Source organism: Emticicia soli (assembly GCF_037860775.1).
GTDB classification, from domain to species: Bacteria; Bacteroidota; Bacteroidia; order Cytophagales; family Spirosomataceae; genus Emticicia; species Emticicia soli.
On record NZ_JBBEWC010000014.1, the window covers coordinates 14,531 to 33,533 of the forward strand.

General features: G+C 38.9%; 8 protein-coding genes and 1 pseudogene. 6 read left to right on the plus strand and 3 right to left on the minus strand.

The features are described 5' to 3' along the window. Window positions 1-24 precede the first annotated feature (24 nt). From WAE64_RS20565 to WAE64_RS20575, 3 genes are all read right to left on the minus strand, one after another. The gene (locus tag WAE64_RS20565; protein WP_340239658.1) at window positions 25-771 is read right to left on the minus strand and encodes a hypothetical protein; all 747 of its coding nucleotides are present in this window, start codon (window positions 769-771) and stop codon (window positions 25-27) included. A gap of 621 nt (window positions 772-1,392) precedes the next feature. Continuing rightward, complete coding sequence (locus WAE64_RS20570) at window positions 1,393-3,561, minus strand: hypothetical protein (protein ID WP_340239659.1); 2,169 nt, start codon at window positions 3,559-3,561, stop codon at window positions 1,393-1,395. A gap of 302 nt (window positions 3,562-3,863) precedes the next feature. After that, entirely contained in the window at window positions 3,864-7,169 is a 3,306-nt protein-coding gene (locus tag WAE64_RS20575; protein ID WP_340239660.1) for a VCBS repeat-containing protein, read from the minus strand. A 334-nt stretch (window positions 7,170-7,503) separates the two neighbouring features. Between WAE64_RS20575 and WAE64_RS20580 the strand changes: the two genes are divergently transcribed. The 6 genes and pseudogenes from WAE64_RS20580 to WAE64_RS20605 form a co-directional block, all read left to right on the plus strand. Next, the gene (locus tag WAE64_RS20580; protein WP_340239661.1) at window positions 7,504-10,530 is read left to right on the plus strand and encodes a SusC/RagA family TonB-linked outer membrane protein; all 3,027 of its coding nucleotides are present in this window, start codon (window positions 7,504-7,506) and stop codon (window positions 10,528-10,530) included. A 33-nt stretch (window positions 10,531-10,563) separates the two neighbouring features. After that, a complete protein-coding gene (locus WAE64_RS20585; RefSeq protein WP_340239662.1) occupies window positions 10,564-12,111 on the plus strand; it encodes a RagB/SusD family nutrient uptake outer membrane protein in 1,548 nt (515 codons plus the stop codon). A 306-nt stretch (window positions 12,112-12,417) separates the two neighbouring features. Beyond that, on the plus strand, window positions 12,418-14,874 hold the full coding sequence (locus WAE64_RS20590) for a glycoside hydrolase family 95 protein (RefSeq protein WP_340239664.1): 2,457 nt from the start codon (window positions 12,418-12,420) through the stop codon (window positions 14,872-14,874). A 24-nt stretch (window positions 14,875-14,898) separates the two neighbouring features. After that, the gene (locus tag WAE64_RS20595; protein WP_340239665.1) at window positions 14,899-16,578 is read left to right on the plus strand and encodes a glycoside hydrolase family 43 protein; all 1,680 of its coding nucleotides are present in this window, start codon (window positions 14,899-14,901) and stop codon (window positions 16,576-16,578) included. Then, window positions 16,575-18,152, plus strand: coding sequence for a glycoside hydrolase family 43 protein (locus WAE64_RS20600; protein ID WP_340239666.1), 1,578 nt, complete (start codon window positions 16,575-16,577; stop codon window positions 18,150-18,152). Before WAE64_RS20595 ends, WAE64_RS20600 begins: the two co-directional genes overlap by 4 nt. A gap of 24 nt (window positions 18,153-18,176) precedes the next feature. Next, window positions 18,177-18,992: pseudogene (locus WAE64_RS20605) on the plus strand (sialate O-acetylesterase); the annotation flags it as partial. Between the last annotated feature and the right edge of the window lie 11 nt (window positions 18,993-19,003).

Genomic DNA, 19,003 nt, shown 5'->3' on the forward strand with positions numbered 1-19,003 from the left:
GGACTGTTTCTGATAGTGTGTATTTTAATTTTTCTTTTCTGGAAATGACGCAATGGTGTTTCCTTTGTCATCAAAGAAGTCAAGTTTTGCATTGTTTTCCTTATCTACATAAAACATAGCTTTGGGCATTCCTTTGTCATCAAAAAGAAACAGCCCGTTGTTCTGGCTTCTTGATTTTCCCAGCATCACTCTCGGAACACCCCCTAATAAACCTTCTGCCTGGTATTGTTTATATTTTTCCTGCATCGCTTTGGGGTTGTTTTTGCGAAGTTCCTCCAACTCTTTCATGATTTCCATTGTTTTAAGCTGAGACTCTTTGCTTGGGCGGTCGTTGAAGGCCAACGTACTGCTCACAAACCGCTTGTCGCCCTCTCCAATGTCTTGGGTTAACAGTTGCATTACCTGATCACCATCATATTGGTCGTAAGTTAGCGAAAGGCCTGCCGAATGCCCATTTTCTTTTTTCTTACCATCATATATAAAGCCTCCTGCTTCTATACCATCTTCATTAAAGAATAGCATTCCCGAACGTTTTTTCCGATCAGCATTGGTGGGGCGATTATTGATTTTATCAGTTCCGTTCGGAAAGCGTTCTACATTAGTAATGACCATTTTTACCGTACCATCCTTTTCTATAATATTGATGCGTTCTACATCAATTTCGCTGAATCTTTGATTGCCTGATTCTTTGAAGGCAACTGAAGTAATAAAAGTTATTCCAATTGCGGTTGCTATTGCAAAGGTTCTTAAAAATACTAATTCTCTGTTCATCTTTTTTTGATTTTGATTATTTGATGAAACAAAACTAGAATAGTAATAAGCAGTATTCTACAACAAATCAATGATTGCAGGAGAAAAACAAATGAACTAAGGAACCGCAGGAATGAGTGACGCTAGTGGAATGATTAAAATTGAAAAACAAATTCAATCTTAAGGATATGTTCTAAAATTTTGCTAAAAAATAGACGTAAAGAAACTGTTTAAACTTTTATTGATTTTAAGTATGAAAGATAAGCTACTGCATCTCTATCATTCTTTGTATGAGTGCTAGTTCCATTCAATTCTGACCTCAGACCTTCTAAGATTTTACTGATTCATATCTGGGTTTTTGTTGATACTATTTTATATTCTAATCTATTTTAACTCCATTATTCATATTCTTATAAGTGATTTTGAGAGCTGACCTTAACGAAATTATGCCAGTAGATGACTACTTTTTTCTACGGAATACAGGCAAACATTTGTGCATCTGTAAGACAAGGCTTTCTGATGCATAACAACTCTATATAATACTGACAAAAAAGGCCACTAAGGGCAAAAAAGGCAGAATTGTGGCTATTAAGGCAGAAACAGTGATTGCTGAAATAGTATATTCTGCTACGTGTTTCCAATTTATTTTTCCATCATAATATAAGCAGGGTATGATTGACCGTCGGGTAGGTCAAATGTTTCATCGTAGGGCTGGGTACCTCCGCTATTATTGTAAGATGCTACACGTTTTACTCCGGTTGCAGTGCTTCCGCCCGTACCATTAATAACATGCTGAATTTGGCCCGGGCCAGCAAAACGGGTGATACACATTTTTTCGAGCTTTACATTTGGGCTGTTTGGTATTTCAAAACCATTTTTCTTGTTTACGTTACCGTCGGTCCCTGTGAAGACAGCGTAGGAACCCATCCCGATACTGTGGTGCTCTTTTACTGTATTAGCTACCTTAAAGGCGGCATAGCCATCAACTCTGCCTCCCTGGCTACTCCAGCTTGCCTGATTGGGCGCATCATAAGGTGGCTCGTTTTGTAAGAAATAGGTTCTGCCACGCTCTCCGAGCCATAGTACTTCGTATTCCTGATAGTGTTCGGCAAACAGACCATATAAAGTAACATCGTTACCTGTAACAATCAGGCCGTTTTTGCATCTGTCTCTTGTCCATCGTGCTTTACCACCAGGTTGCGAGCCGTGGTCGGCACGCCATAACCAGAAATGGTCGCCCACCACATGGCTACTGTTTATCTGCATAGAGGCATGTATCTGAATATTTTTAGCCTGAACTCCACCCACTCTGCAAGTAATATCTGTGAGCATAATAGGGTTGGCACTATGGTCAGCATTGGCTCCGTCGTTACCGATTCTTATCTGATAAGTCGTACTATTGAATGAGTCCATCAGAAGTCCGGCTACGATAATCCCGTCCTTGTCATCAACATAAATGCAGCCCCAAGTATTTTTTTCGGTTGGCTCCAGCGTTACCGAAGCTATACCCGCACCCAGCAATATGGCATCTTTTCTGTTTACCTGAATCGGCGCATTCAGTGCATAATGGCCAGGTGTAAAAAATATATTCTTACCTGTTTTCAGGGCATTGTTTATTTCTACCTCGGTGTCACCTTCTTTGGCTACATACCAATCGCTAAGCAAATCCTGAATTTTGCCTTTGCCCATGTCGGTTTCTGACCACGATAGGCCCACTCTGTCTTTTTGCCATGCCGGAACAAATACTTTATATTCATGGTCTTTATCAATAAAAAGGAAAGGTTTTTCTCTGACAACAGGCGTGGTGGCAATAGGGGAGTTGCTATCATTCGCCTCTGGAGCGTTGACACAACCCTGCCAGACCATGTTATAAGAACCACCCATTGCACCAGAACCTGCCGGGAATACAGTATTTCTGGTGTACCATTGTTGCTGTCCGGCCCAGTTTGGTCTGTTAGCGGTATAACGGGTGTCGGCAATAAAACCACCACTACCCCAGAAGTTGTTGCTGCCAACATCCGAAATATATTTTGAAGTGCTTTCAATCTGCATCCTTCTTGCACTGGTCGATTGAGAGACTGTCCAGGCAAAATCTCTCATTACTGTTACATTTTCCATCGAACGCCAGAATGTACAGGTAGCATTTGCACCACCAGAAAGGTGAGGCCTTGTAAACACAGCACCCAGTTTTACATCAGTAGGTAATTTACCTAAACCACCTATATGGGAATAAAAGCCGAGTTCTATTGAGTTGGCTTCTGCCGAAGAGGCTGAACCCGACCCACCCACATCGTAAGTCTGCCCACCCACATTTGCTTTGAAATAATACGCCTGCCGTTTGGTTGTCCACTCACCGTTTGCTCCGCTTCGCCCGGTGGTAGCAAAGTGTGCATTAATTTCGTTTCTTGCGGTTTCTGGTTTTTCAAACTTTCTATCGTAGAAATACATGTTGTCGCCAAAAATCTGGCTTTCCAGCGAGAGTAGCATTGTTACCGAATCACGTGTAATTTTATAGTAGTTTTCGTATTTATCGGCATTGGGCTTTTTATCGGTAAAAGTCAGCTTTGAAGTTGAACCTACCATTACAAAATCTGATGCCAGACGGCTACCGCCTCTTGTAATTACATAAGGCCCTGATGAACCGAAAGCCGGCCATGTTAGGGTAATGCTGTGTTTTTTCTTGTTGTAAACAATGCTGCTTCTGGTTTCAGCCAACTGTTTTTCTGCCTCTGAAAAACCAGAGTTTATAAAACTGCATAAAACCACAATAGATGCCAGTGCTGTAAGAAAAGAGCGTGTTTTTGTATGCATAAAAATATTCTTTTTAATCGGTGTTAGAACTGAAAAAACGCTGTCAAAACAAGAGAAAGGATAGCAAAGGGCGGTTTCTGCTTTAATTGAGTCAGGTAATTTACTTACAAAGATGCTTCAAATTTTCGAGTTCTGTCAAAGATTTTTCAAGGGTTTTTATGAATATAAAATGTAAGCTGAATTTGTGTGGGGTAAACTATTACCAGAGATTAAGCTCAAAGCCACGCCAGTGTTTTAGCTCACATAGTTTTAAGTTCTTTTTATCAAAAGCATTAAAGCGCATATTTAAAAATAAATTCTACTCACTTAAAATGAGAATTTACCAATTTATATGATTGGACTTTACCTGAATTAGATAAAACCTGTAGTGTTGCGTTATGTTTAAAGAATAAACATCTACGCGTATCCCCTGTAAAATTAAGCCCACTTTGTTCGAATGTCGTCGAGTTGAATCCTCCCTTTCCATTGCCTAACAAAATAACACCCCTTGAGGCGTCCTGTCTGCCTTGGTGAGCTTCGTTGGCAAAAAAATTACCCCCCAGCAATAAATCAGTATTGCCATCATGATTATAATCTTCTGGTATTATTGAGAAGACAGGGGATTGTTGTGCTTCCCAGGGAAGAGGTGTAATTTGAAAGCTACCTTTTCCATTGTTTATTGCAATACAACTCCGTAACTCATAAACTTCCTTTAGAGTGGCACCTTTTTTATCATTTTCAGAAAATAAGTCATTAAACAATGTGCCTGAATAATCTTTGAAATTAGTGAATCTTTTGCGGAAAGTATTGATTTGTAAATTCAGATTTTCTCTAGGGTGCACCGGAACTAACTCCCCATTGATATATTGGCCCATTATCGGGTCAATTCTGTTATTATTGTCAAAATCTTTTGCCAATAAAACTATAGGATATTGAGCGCTTGCTTGGTAAAAAGAATTTAGTCCTTCATTGCCAAGTATTAGGTCATCAAATCCATCTTTATTCAGGTCGGCTACTTCAACTGTATTCCACCAGCCTTCTGTTTTTTCTTTTTGATTAAGAGATAGTTGGCCTTTGTTATTTTTCAGGATAGTTAATGGCATCCATTCACCAACTATTACTAAATCTTTAAAGCCATCTTTGTCTAAATCAATTGCTTTAGCGTCACAAACCATTCCTATTTTATTCAGAAATGGAGCGATTTGAGATGTAGCGTCTGTAAACTTTCCACCGTCATTTCTCAAAATATAACTTTTGGGTTCGTTAGGATATTCATTCGGCATTATACGGCCACCTATAAAAATATCAAGATCCTTATCGTTATCAATATCGAGTGTTGTAATTACATGGCTACTTATATTAATAGAAGGGAAATTGGTTGTGATTTTAAAATTTCCTTTTCCATCATTGAGCCATAATTGCGGCTGAAAAGCCTCTGATATAGTTAATGCCCGCTCACAACTCCCTCCGGCAAAGATTAAATCCTGGTCACCATCTTTATCGGCATCAAAAAAATGGATAGCGCCTACTTCCATATTTTTACTTGTAGGAATCTCCAACACCTTTTTGAATTTTCCTGTTTTATCCTGAATGAAAATTTGGGTCTCATTACCTGATAACGACCCGCCAATAGCTAAGTCTTCTATGCCATCACCATTTATATCTGCTTTGGCAACGGCAGGCCCAAGCTTAGATAGCATTTTATGAAGCGTAGCTGTTTGATTAAAATCCACATAATTGAACTCCTCATGTTCAAAATCCAGTGATGATTCATTATTAACCTGAAAAAGTTTTTCACTAGGCTCGAAATGCTTACTATTTTGAGTAGCCTCAGCATATTTTACAGTTAAATTTCTGATTTTACCATCAATCGCATATTTTTTCTGAACTTTACCATCAGGCCAGCTAATAAGTAATGAATCAATTTTTTTGTTTTTACCTAGCCCTATTAAAATAGTATGAGGCATTGAAGAGAGATAGCCTCTAACCGGATTATTTTCAAATATGAGTAACTCATTTCCAATCCAGGCGCTTAGCTTAGCGCCTATACCTGACCTATTATTTTCACTTCCTTCAAAATTTACTTTTAAACTTAGATTTTGATTTTGTTGGACAGATGAATTTATAAAAATAGAAGCTTCGCTATCCACATTATTCACAATTAGGTCTAAATCACCATCATTATCAAGGTCTGTATATACAGCACCGTTAGCATAAGAAAGCTCATTTAAACCCCAACTTTCAGATAAGTCTTCAAAAGCCAGATTACCAATATTCCGATAAGCATAATTTCTAAGTGGTATTTCAGGTACTTTCTCAAGTAATTCTTTTCGATTTTCTGCTCGTGCTGCCTCAGTACCAAACATATCTTTGCTTCGGTAATAACTTATAAAATCAAGGTCTGTTACATTTTTTCTGTATCCGTTTGAAACAAAAATGTCTTTCCTTCCATCATTATCAAGGTCACAAAGTAAGGTAGACCAACTCCAGTCTGTCTTGGCGATGCCTGCTAGAAGGCCGTTTTCACTAAATTGAGGAATCTCGTTTTCATTGCCCAGATTTATTTGCAGCATATTTCTCATATACTGTAATTCGTAGTTATAAGGAGCGTTTATACTCATTTGTTTTTTGTCATAATCGGGCTTGCCTAGCATTTGTTTTTGTCTGGCGTTATCTTGTGGTAGCATATCCAATTGGAAAATATCTACCTTACCATCCTGATTAATATCTGCTGCATCTATACCCATACCAAACAGTGCGGTATGAGGCATAGCTCTTTTAATCACGTTTTCAAATGTACCATTGCCCTTATTTAGATAAAGCGCATCTGAACTAAGAAAGTCATTAGAGCAGTAAATATCTGGCCAGCCATCGTTATTATAGTCTGAAACAACTACTCCTAACCCTAAGCCCTCATAAATAATTCCTGCTTCTTTTGATACATCTTTATAAATCGGGTGTGCATCTACTGCGCCATAATTCTGAAGAAGTTTACTGGTAGATGGATGCGAGCCATCATTTATGGCTGGTCTTAAATAAGTAGGATTTTGGGTGTCAGGAGAGGTATTTAATAAAAATACATCAAGGTCGCCATCTATATCATAGTCAAAGAATACTGCCTGAGTTGAGTATCCTGCATAATCAAGGCCATAAGCCGCAGCCGCTTCTTTAAAGGTGGGTATTTGTGTTTTCTGATTAATGTATAGTAGATTGCGGGTGTTTGGCATTAACGGATGATGAGCAACCGAAATATAAATGTCATCCCAGCCATCATTGTTAATATCAACTATAGAAACGCCATTACACCACCTATCAGTAGTGAGCCCTGCTTGTTTGGTGATTTTTTCAAATTTTAGTTGCCCCTTGTTAAGATACAATTCACAACTTACTTGGTTGCCTGTGAAGAATATATCATCAAGCCCATCATTATTAAAATCGCCAATACCAACACCTCCACCGTTATAAAAGTTTGTAAAAGTAAAGGCGTTCAAATCTTCATTCGCTTCCAGGCTATTGACAAAATCAACTCCTGTTTTAGAGCTTGATAGTTTTTCAAAGAGTTTATTAGGCTTTGTGTTGCATCCTGATAAAAATAATAAGCAGCTTAGGGTAATTAGAATTGGTTTCATAGATGAATAATAGAAATTGATTGTGATTTTAATGAAATATTTTGAGATGAATTCATGCTGTTGTTAAAATAGTACTAGTTAATAAAAAAAAAATCATATTAACTTTTTTTTTACATTATTATGTGTACATTTGACACATATTTATTTGTGTTAATTTGACACATATCAAAATTACACAAAAAAATATAATTAAGTTTCTATTCTTACAATTTATTTTAACTTTTTAAAAATGAAGGTAAACAATTACAAACCGACCATCCAGCGAGGTTTATCACGGAAGTCGATAAGGCTGCTGCTGTTTTTTTCATTGTCTTTATTTTCAGTAGGAACACTTATGGCGCAGGTCAGAGGTGTTGTTAAAAATGAAAATGGTGAGGCATTTCAAGGAGTAAATGTTGTAATTAAAGGTGAGACCAAAGGCACAATAACTGATGCCAACGGGCGCTATGAAGTAGCGGCTACTGGTGGGTCAACCTTAGTATTTAGTTTTTTGGGATATAAGTCTCTTGAAATGCCGGTAGGCAATCAAAAAGAGATTAATGTTTCATTAGAAGTTGACGATGCCCTTATGGAAGAGGTGATTGTAGTTGGGTATGGTACCCAAAAGAAATCATCACTTACAGGAGCAGTATCATCTATAGGCAATAAGGAGTTGTCTACACAACCGGTTATAAGTGCTACGCAAGCCATGCAAGGGCGTGTAGCAGGGGTATCTATTGTAAATAATAGTAGCCCTGGTGCAGAGCCAACCGTTCGTATAAGGGGGGTAGGTTCTATTAGTTTAAATCCTAATCCTTTATACGTAATTGATGGAGTGCCGGCAGGTGGGCTAAATACCATTGCTCCGAACGATATTGAATCTATTGAAGTGCTCAAAGACGCAAGTGCGTCTGCTATTTATGGCTCAAGAGCTGCCAATGGGGTAGTGTTGATTACTACCAAAAAAGGGAAGTCCGGAAAATTAAGCATTAGTCTTGATTCTTATGTAGGTACACAATCGGCCTGGAAAACATTGGATTTGTTAAATAGCGATGAATATATTAAATATGGCACAGCTTTGTTGACTGCTTCCGGACAACCGGTGCCGGGCCGTTTTTCAGCAATGAACACACCTATTTATGAGGGCGCTTCTACCACCTTTGCTGACACAAAAACAGACTGGCAGGATGTAATGTTCAAGAATGGACCTATTCATAACAATCAGCTTTCATTAGCGGGTGGAACAGATAAATCAAAATTTTATCTTTCTTTAGGTAATTTCAAACAAGAAGGAATTTTGCCATTTACAGAGTATGGTCGTCAAAGTATTCGTCTTAATTCTGACCATAGTATTTCAAAGTTTATTTCGCTTGGCCAAACAATGATGGTGTCAACCGATAAACGTATTGCCGAAAGAGACGCCGGTGGCAGAAGCATGATTATGAATATTATGCGAATGACACCCTACTGGCCTGTAAGCGACCCTACCAAATTAGGAGGATACAGTACAACGGCTCAAGGTCTTGACGCTACTGACCCCGAAAACCCTATGCGTATTGCCGTACAAGAGCAAAAAGACCAGATTGACCGCTCATTCAAGATGTTGGGCACGGTATATGCCGAAGTTAAATTCTTCAACTGGTTGAAATATAAATTTACGATGGGGGGCGATTATTCAAGCTCAATTTTCACAGGATTTGTTCCTATTTACAATGATGGTAACCGTAGTCGTCAAACAGCCGAGTTGTCTCAAAACAGAGGCCAGTATTTCTCAACTATCTTTACTAATCAGTTGACCTTCGATAAAACAATCGGGAAGCATTATATCAATGTGTTGGGTGTTATTGAACGACAAGATGCTACTTTTAAATCAATTAATCTGACTGGGCAACGACCTGACAACAATATAAAAGAGATTCAAGGTGCTTCTAATATTAATGGTAATACATCGGTTTCAGAAAATACTTTGCTTTCTTATGTTGCTCGTTTAAACTACGAATACAGCAGTAAGTATCTCTTAAGTGCCTCTGTACGTCGCGATGGGTCATCAAAATTTGCTCCTGGTAATAAATGGGGTACTTTCCCATCGGTATCACTAGGCTGGAGAATAAGCGAAGAAGCCTTCATGAAAGATGTGGTAGCCATTAATGAACTAAAACTGAGAGGTAGTATTGGGGTAACTGGTTACAATTCTATTGGCGATTATGACTGGCAACCGCTAATCTCGGCAAACAATACCAATTACTCGTTTGGAAATGCTTCTCAATTAGGTTCTTATTTTAATAGCCTTGGTAACACCGGCTTAAGTTGGGAAGAAACAACCATGAAAAACATTGGTTTGGATCTATCTTTATTCGGTAATAAAGTAAGTGTTTCAACAGAGTTTTATTCTCGTAAAACCGATGGACTATTACTTAGAGTTCCTCTACCAGATTCAGAAGGTTATTCTAATAGCCCACTGGCTAACGTAGGTAGTATGCAGAATAATGGGTTTGAGTTATCGTTAGGATACCACATCGATAAAAAAGATTTCAAATCAACTATAACAGGTACATTTGATTTAGTCAGAAATAAAGTTTTAAGTTTAGATACGCCAAATGCAACAATAAATGCAGGTAATAGTGCAGATTTTGGCGGTTTTGATATAACTCGTACAGAGGCTGGGCATCCGTTACAATCTTTCTTTGGTTGGCAAGTTGAAAAAATATTCCAGAATGAGGGCGAAGTAGCAGCAGCTAACGCAGCAGATGGAGATGCAAAAACACCATATCAGAATGAATTGACAAAACCCGGAGATATTAAATTCAGAGATTTGAATAACGACGGTAAGATTGATGGCAATGACAGAACGTACCTTGGTAGTTATCTTCCTAAGTTTTCGTATGGCCTGAACTATTCAGGAACCTATAAAAACTTTGATTTTGCTATCTTCTTCCAAGGAGTTTATGGTAATAAAATCTATAACGGAACAAAAGTTATTGGCCAGGGAATGTTGCGATTATTCAATGCCACTACAGATGTACTCAATGCCTGGACGCCAAGCAATACAGACACTGACGTACCAAGAGCGGTAAGTGGCGACCCCAACCAAAACTCAAGAACATCAGATCGGTTTATTGAGGATGGCTCATACCTAAGATTAAAAAATCTTACAATAGGTTACACTTTGCCCTCTGAAAAAATTGCTAAGCTGACAAATAATGTATTGACCAGAGCGAGAATTTATTTTACGAGCCAAAATCTCTTAACCTTTACAAAGTATAGTGGCTACGACCCTGAGATTGCCTCAAGAAATAATAACTTACTTACCAATGGTGTAGACTACGGAATGTATCCACAGGCACGCACGCTTACTATTGGTTTGAACCTTGGGTTTAATTAAAAAATTGCCAAAAAAGATTAACAATACTTCGAGATGAAAAAAATAATATTTATTACAAGTTTCTTCGGCCTGGCTACCGTTATGAGTTGTAATGACTCTGTATTGGATAAGGTAAATCCGAACGGTGTGACTTTTGAAACATACTTTACAAATGATAATGAGCTTATAGCAGGAGTAAATGGAGCTTATGCCATTTTACAGGGCTTTAGCCTTGGAGCCAGAGAGTGGTTCTTTTTACATGACTTAAGAGGAGACGAGATGGCTACCGGTGGCGGCCAACTTGAGGCACCTCGTAATCAATTACTTATTGGTGTAAATGATCCGGCAAACTCTGTTGCCAATTCGGTTTTCACAGGTTGGTTCAGAACCATACATAGAGCCAATGTGGTGCTCGAAAGTGCTAATAAAAAAGATGCTTCTTTCTCGGCAGACATAAAGAATCGTGTTACTGGTGAAGCAAAATTTTTGCGTGCATGGGCTTATTATGAGCTAGGTACTTTATGGGGTGGAGTGCCTCTTTATACAGAGTATGTTAAATCTGTTGAAGGTGCAAAACCAAGAGCAAGCCAGCAAGATGTTTATAAACAAGTAATTGACGATTTGAAAGCTGCCGAAAGTGTATTGCCAGCTACCTATCCGGCCAACCAATACGGGAGAGCCACCAAAGCCGCTGCACAGGTGCTTATGGCTCGTACTTACCTTCAGTTAGGAGATTATGGCAGTGCCAAAACCGAGTTGGAAAAAGTTGTTAATTCGGGCTTATACAAGCTTGTTGATAATTATCTTGACCTGACGAATGAAGAAGGAGAATTTAACGCTGAGTCAATTTTTGAAATCGCTTTTTCACCTTCTAACGGCGCCTTCAACTGGAGTGGCCCTGATGGCGACGGAGCTAGTGCACAAGAGGAAACAATCAGAACGCAAGAGTATTCGCCTATCGGATGGAGAAACCTGATTCCTTCTGATAAGATACTTGATAACTACGAAAGAGCATCGAAAGGAGATACTAAAAACGACCCACGTTTTGATATGTCTTTCTGGAAGGATGGAGATAAATTCAACAATGGTGCTGATGTTATCAAAGACGAAAATGTTCAGGGGAATTCATCAAAAATAGATGGCAAAACATTGAAAATCAGCTGGAGAAAATATTCGGTTCTTTATAAGTCTAATTCCGGATTTACGACAAGCGGTATTAATATGAGAGTGATGCGATATGCAGATGTACTATTGATGCTTGCAGAATGTGAAAATGAACTGGGTAACTCTGCTAAGGCAATTCAGTTAATGAATCAGGTGAGAGCCAGAGCTTCGGTAAATATGCCTGCGTATCCGACTAAAAATTATCCGTGCGATTCGAAAGCAAGTGTATTTGCGGCTCTTCAACATGAGCGTTATGTTGAACTAGCAGCAGAGCAAGTACGTAACTTTGATATTATCAGATGGAGAAAGAACAAAAAGGCAACATCAGAACCAATATCTTATTTTGTGGCAAGTAAACATGAATTACTGCCCCTTCCTCAAACAGAAATTGATAACAATCCGAGTATTGATCCTAAAGATCAAAATCCCGGCTATTGATGCCTACTCGAGAATAGACCGTTGCATGGCGGTCTATTCTTATCAAGTATTATTTATAAACAAAGGCATATTCTGCTTAAAACAAGCCTGTCGGCAAAAGCTTGATGGCTATAAATCTGTGTTTAAACGTTTATCAATGGGTAGCTTTAAAAAATTGAAATTATAAAATTATTTCTTTTTTTCTTACAATTAATTTGGCTGGCAGTGAATATTACATAAATTTGTGTATAGATGACACATATTTGAATCTGACAAAGGGCATTATGTAAAAATGCCATTAATTCTTTCAGTTTGCACCAACCACTAATGAAAAAAAAATTTCTATTTATTTTTTTTATTTTACTAACCAGACTGTCGCAAGGCCAGGCACCTCTAAAGCTTTGGTATAAACAGCCCTCTGGAAATACATGGGAAAATGCCTTGCCTATTGGCAATGGTCGTTTAGGTGCCATGATATATGGCAACGTAGAGAAAGAAATAATTCAGCTAAATGAGCACACTGTTTGGAGTGGTAGCCCCAATAGAAATGATAACCCTTTGGCACTTGAAAAACTAGCAGAAATCAGGAAATTGATTTTTGATGGCAAACATAAAGAAGCAGAGGAGCTGGCAAATAAAGCCATTATTTCAAAAAAATCGCATGGACAAAAATTTGAACCGGTAGGAAACCTTAATCTGGTTTTTGAAGGCCACGACACATACACAGACTATTATCGGGAATTGGATATTGAGCGAGCTATATCTAAAACAAGCTATAAGGTTGGGGATGTGATTTTCAACCGTGAGTCATTCGCTTCATTGCCTGATAGAGTAATTGTTATGCGAATTACAGCAAGTAAAGCAGGTAAGGTATCATTTACGGCAAAGTATTCATCTCCACAAAAACGTAAGACAATTGCCACAACAGCTTCAAAAGAATTGACTATTGCAGGAATTACAAATGACCACGAAACAGTTAAAGGCCTGGTAGAATTTAAAGGCATTACCCGTATTAAATTAGAAGGAGGACAATTATCTGCTACAGATAGTACCTTAATAGTAAAAGGAGCTAATGCTGCTGTTATTTTTATTTCAATTGCCAGCAGTTTTAATAACTATGAAGATATAAGTGGCGATGAAGAAGTTAGGGCTTCAGACTACCTGAATAAAGCATTCAAGAAACCTTATGCAACGCTTCTGAATACACATATAGCTGCGTATCAGAAGTTTTTTAAAAGGGTAAAGTTTGACTTAGGCACAACAGCTGCCGCCCAAGACCCAACAGATGTGCGCCTCAGAAATTTTAGAAATGCTAATGACCCGAATTTGGTGGCATTGTATTATCAATATGGAAGATATTTATTGATTTCGTCGTCGCAGCCCGGTGGGCAACCGGCTAATTTGCAAGGTATCTGGAATAACAGAATCAATCCTCCCTGGGACAGCAAGTATACCATTAATATAAATGCTGAAATGAATTACTGGCCTGCCGAAAAAACTAATCTTTCGGAGTTACACGAGCCTTTTTTAACGATGGTAAAAGAGCTAGCAGTAAGCGGACAGGAAACAGCTAAAAGTATGTATGGTGCAAGAGGGTGGATGGCGCATCATAATACCGACATCTGGCGAGCAACCGGAGCAATTGATGGTGCTTTCTGGGGGATGTGGACAGCCGGAGGTGGCTGGGTGAGCCAACATCTGTGGGAACATTATCTTTACACGGGCGATAAAGAATTTCTGGCTTCTGTGTATCCGGTTTTAAAAGGTGCTGCTTTGTTTTATGTAGATTTTCTGGTACAGCACCCAAAATACAAATGGTTGGTTGTGAATCCAGGAAATTCGCCGGAAAATGCTCCGGCAGCACATGGTGGATCATCGCTTGATGCAGGAACAACTATGGATAACCAGATAGTTTTTGATGTAATGAACAATGCTATCAGGGCCGCCGGATTACTGAAAAAAGACCAATCTTTTGTAGACACTCTTTTGCAAGTAAGAAGCAAACTTGCCCCTATGCATATAGGCAAGCACAATCAATTACAGGAGTGGCTCGATGATGTAGATGACCCTGACGACCACCACCGTCATGTTTCACATTTGTATGGATTATACCCTTCTAATCAGATTTCGGCTTATCAAACACCCGAATTATTTGCTGCTTCACGCAATACATTGATTCAGCGAGGTGATGTATCTACCGGATGGAGTATGGGCTGGAAAGTAAACTGGTGGGCTAAACTGCAAGATGGCAACCATGCTTACACTTTAATTCAGAATCAGCTTACACCTTTAGGCGTAAATCCAGATGGGGGCGGTACTTATAACAATCTTTTTGATGCCCACCCACCTTTTCAGATTGATGGTAATTTTGGCTGTACTTCGGGTATTACAGAAATGCTGATGCAAAGTTCAGATGGAGCTATTCATGTTTTACCAGCCTTACCAGATGTGTGGCAATCGGGTAGTATAGTAGGCTTGCGTGCCAGAGGCGGTTTTGAAATAGTAGAAATGAAATGGAAAGATTCAAAACTTATAAAACTGGTTGTAAAGTCTAATCTGGGAGGGAATTTACGTTTGCGCTTGCCTAATGAACTGAAGTTTAATACGGGTAGTAAATTAAAAACTGCGGCAGGTAAAAATACCAATCCTTTTTTTGATTTAGATGAAACTCCTGCGGCAATAATCTCAGAAAAATCAACAATAAACCCTCTTAGTTTAAAAGAAACCAAATTATTTGATGTGCCAACACAAAAAGGACAAATATTAAGTTTTGTTGGCATCTAACACCTAAATCTATAATAATTAGAAATGATAAAAATAGTAGCAAAGTTTTTCTCTGCGGCCCTTTTATGTTTGATATTTGGCGTTGCTCATTCACAAACTACTTTAGTGAACCCGATTCTTACCGGCTTTTACCCTGACCCAAGTATAGTAAAGGTTGGCACAGATTACTATATAGTTAATTCAACGTTTTCGTACTTCCCGGGTCTTCCGGTGATGCATAGCAAAGACCTCAAAAACTGGAAGCAAATCGGAAACGTAATAGACCGCCCTTCGCAGCTTGATTTCATGGGCGAACGCATGACTCGCGGCCTTTTTGCGCCAGCCATCAGCTACCATAAAGGAACCTACTATGTAACCTGTACTGATATTGATCATGATGGGAATTTTGTAGTAACTGCAAAAAATCCGGCAGGCCCCTGGAGCAACCCAGTAAAAATACCAGAAGTGAAGGGAATTGACCCATCTATTTACTTTGATGAAGAGACCGACAAAGCATACATCATCTATAATAGTGATGCACCTGATAGAAAGCCCTTATATTCTGGGCATCGGACCATCAGAATGTATGAATTTGATTACCAGAACCTGAAAGTTGTTGGTGAAGAACAGCAACTCGTAAATGGGGGCGTAGACCTTTCTAAAAAACCTGTATGGATAGAAGGCCCACATATACTAAAACGAAATGGATGGTATTACTTATATGCAGCCGAAGGGGGGACTTCTGTCAATCACTCTGAGGTAATTCTGCGTAGCAAGTCAGTTTGGGGGCCTTATGTACCCTATGAAGGGAACCCGATTTTAACCCAGAGAGAATTACCGGCAGATAGAAAATATCCGATAACATCGGCAGGTCATGCCCAATTTGTGGATGGCCCTGATGGCAATATGTATTGTATTTTCTTGGCAGTACGTCCGTACGAAGGTGATTACTACAATACAGGCCGCGAAACATTTATTGCGCCCGTAACATGGAAAGATGGCTGGCCAATGATTGAACACGGTGAAAAGCCTATTGAATACAGTTACCAGACCAACATTAAAGAAATTAAGTCAAAGGGAGCATTGCCACAGTCAGGCAATTTTCAATATACACTTACTTTTGACAAAGGACTTGACCTTTCTTTGCTATTCATGCGTACAGTTGATAGTAGTTCTTTCAAAACATCTAAAACCGATGGCTTAACATTAAAACTAAAACCTGAAACCATTTCAGAGTTTAAAAACCCATCATTTGTTGGTAAACGCCAGCAACACTTAAATAGTACAGCAGAAACAGAATTGAATTTCTCTCCAAAAGCTGCTAATGAAAAAGCAGGATTAGTGATTTTTCAGGATGAGCGACATTTCTACTTTATAGCCAAATCTAAAAACGAAAACAAAGAGGTAATACAGCTTTTTAAAAGCCAGCCAAAAGAAAAAACAATGGAGTTGCTTACAGAGGTACCTCTACCTTCAAATGTAAAAAAGCTTACTTTTCGAATCAAATCAGAAGGCGCTGACTATGGTTTTTATTATTCGACTGATGCTAAAAACTGGCACCTGCTGAAAGACAAAGTAGACGGTAAATTTTTAAGTACTAAAGAAGCCGGAAGTTTTATAGGCTGTGTTTATGGTATGTATGCTACATCAAGTGGTGAAAACTCAACTAATACAGCGTCATTTAAATTTTTGAAATACAGCGGTAACGACCCCATGTTGAAATGAAAAAACTAACGGCAATCATATTAGTATTTTTTAACGGATGCTTAGGGCAAGTGCTTCTGGCGCAAGAAAACAAAGCTAAGAATCCGGTCATTTTTGCCGACGTTCCCGATATGTCGATGGTGCGTGTAGGTAAAAACTATTACATGAGTAGTACTACTATGCACATGAGTCCTGGTGTACCTATTATGAAATCTACTGATTTAAGCAACTGGCAAATGCTTGGCTACGTGTACGATACACTTGCCAGCATTCCATCGCTGAATCTAACAGATGGCAAAGGTACTTATGGGCGAGGATCATGGGCAAGTTGTATTAAGTTTCATAATGGGCTTTATTATATAAGCACTTTTGCACAAACCACAGGCAAAACACATATCTATACCACAAAAAACATAGAAAAGGGGCCTTGGAAGTCGGTATCTTTTGCCCCAAGCCTACACGACCATACATTGTTTTTTGATGATGATGGCCGGGTATATATGATTTATGGCAATGGAAAACTAAAAATAATAGAACTGAATGCTGATGTATCGGGCATTAAGAAAGGAGGACTCGACGAAACTATTATTGAAAATGCCAGTGCTCCGGCAGGTGAAAACATTATGCTTGGAGCTGAGGGCTCACAGCTATATAAAGTAAATGGCAAATATTACCTGTTTAATATTGCTTGGCCACGTGGAGGAATGCGTACCGTAATAGTTCATAGAGCTGATAAAATTACAGGTCGATGGGAGGGCAAAGTTGCCTTACAGGATTTGGGTGTAGCTCAGGGTGGACTAATTGATACGCCGGACGGTAGCTGGTATGCTTATCTTTTTCGTGATTTTGGAGGGGTTGGGCGTATCCCTTACCTGGTGCCTGTAAAATGGGAAGATGGTTGGCCAGTGCTTGGTGAAAATGGCAAAGTACCAGAAAGTCTTGATTTACCTGCAAGTAAAGGATTGATTCCTGGTATTGTTCATTCTGATGAGTTTAGCCGTAAAAAAGGAGAAAATGCTTTGCCTTTAGTGTGGCAATGGAATCATAATCCTGATAATAAACTATGGTCAGTAACTGAGAGAAAAGGATTTTTACGATTAAAAACAGGCAGAATAGATACTTCATTTGTATTGGCACGTAATACACTTACCCAAAGAACCATTGGCCCCGAATCTTCGGGGTCAATATCCCTTGATGTTTCAAACATGAAAGAAGGAGATTTTGCCGGGCTGAGTTTACTTCAAAAAAACTATGGTTTGCTAGGTGTGAAGATAGATAAAGCAAGTAAGTCAATTGTAATGATTAGTACAAACACAGGTAAACCTATTGAGATTGAGAAGATTGCATTGGCACAGAATACAATCTATCTGAAAGCAGAATGTAATTTTCATAATAGAGCTGATGTAGCTAATTTCTTTTACAGCCTCGATGGGAAAACATGGAGTCGCATCGGAGAACCTTTAAAAATGCCATATACTATCCCGCACTTTATGGGTTATCGGTTTGGTCTTTTTAATTATGCCACTAAACAGGTTGGTGGATTCGCTGACTTTGATTATTTCAGAATTGAAGACACTATTTCATCAATTAAGTAAATATAGTTTACCTATTCTAACCCTATGAGAAAGAATTTTTTTTATCTGTTATCATTCATTCTTCTGTTACAGAAAACAGAGGCTTTGGCTCAGAATCCTAACTTTCACATTTATCTGTGCATAGGGCAGTCAAACATGGAAGGTGCAGGGCGCATCGAAGCACAAGATACCATTAATATAGATAGCCGTTTCAAAATACTGGAGGCTTTGGACTGCCCTGAACTGAATAGGGTAAAAGGGCAGTGGTACACAGCTAAACCACCATTGTGCCGTTGTAAAACAGGGCTTTCGCCTGCTGACTATTTTGGCCGCACAATGCTTGAGCATATGTCTAAAGAGCAGTCACTAGGCTTGGTGCATGTAGCTGTAGCCGGAAGTAAAATAGAAATTTTTGATAAAATAAAATACAAGGCATATCTGGACTCATCGGCCAAAGATAAACCTTGGATGATAAACATGGCTAAAGAGTATGGTGGAAACCCCTATGAAAGGCTTATTGAAATGGCTAGAATTGCGCAAAAATCAGGTGTGATAAAAGGGATTTTACTCCATCAGGGAGAATCAAACACGGGGGATAAAACCTGGCCTGCTCAAGTTAAAAAATTGTATGATGATATTCTGGCTGATTTGAATTTGCCTTCTAATTCTATTCCTTTATTGGCCGGAGAATTGGTGGGTGCCGACCAAGGCGGTAAATGTGCAAGTATGAACGAAATCATCGCTACTCTACCTCAGGTGTTGCCAAAAGCGTTGGTAGTGTCTTCAAAAGGCTTACCAGCTGTACCTGACAAGCTGCATTTCAGTAGTGCAGGTGTAAGGGTATTTGGTAAGAGATATGCCGCAGCTTTACT